This window comes from Streptomyces sp. SID5910 (assembly GCF_009862125.1).
Taxonomy (GTDB): Bacteria; Actinomycetota; Actinomycetes; order Streptomycetales; family Streptomycetaceae; genus Streptomyces.
On the sequence record NZ_WWHX01000992.1, the window covers coordinates 1 to 464 of the forward strand.

Genomic DNA, 464 nt, shown 5'->3' on the forward strand with positions numbered 1-464 from the left:
GCGGTGACGGTGGACACGGCGTGTTCGTCGTCGCTGGTCGCACTGCACTGGGCAGCACAGGCACTGCGCCAGGGCGAGTGCTCCCTGGCGCTGGCCGGCGGCGCGACGGTGATGGCCAGCCCCGGCGCCTTCGTGGAGTTCAGCCGCCAGCGGGGACTTGCTCCCGACGGCCGGTGCAAGGCGTTCGCGGCAGACGCGGACGGCACCGGCTGGGCGGAGGGCGTCGGCATGCTCCTCCTGGAACGGGTGTCCGACGCCCGCCGCAACGGCCACCAGGTGCTGGCGGTGGTACGGGGTTCCGCGCTGAACCAGGACGGTGCGAGCAATGGCCTGTCCGCGCCGAACGGTCCGTCTCAGCAGCGGGTGATCCGGGCCGCGTTGGCGAACGCCGGGGTGTCCGCTGCCGAGGTCGATGTGGTGGAGGCGCACGGTACGGGCACGAAGCTGGGTGACCCGATCGAGGC

General features: G+C 72.8%; 1 protein-coding gene. It reads left to right on the forward strand.

Annotation, left to right across the window (positions count from 1 at the left end):
- A partial coding sequence (locus GTW67_RS35255; protein ID WP_161168785.1) for a beta-ketoacyl synthase N-terminal-like domain-containing protein occupies positions 1–464 on the forward strand: 464 nt, incomplete at both ends.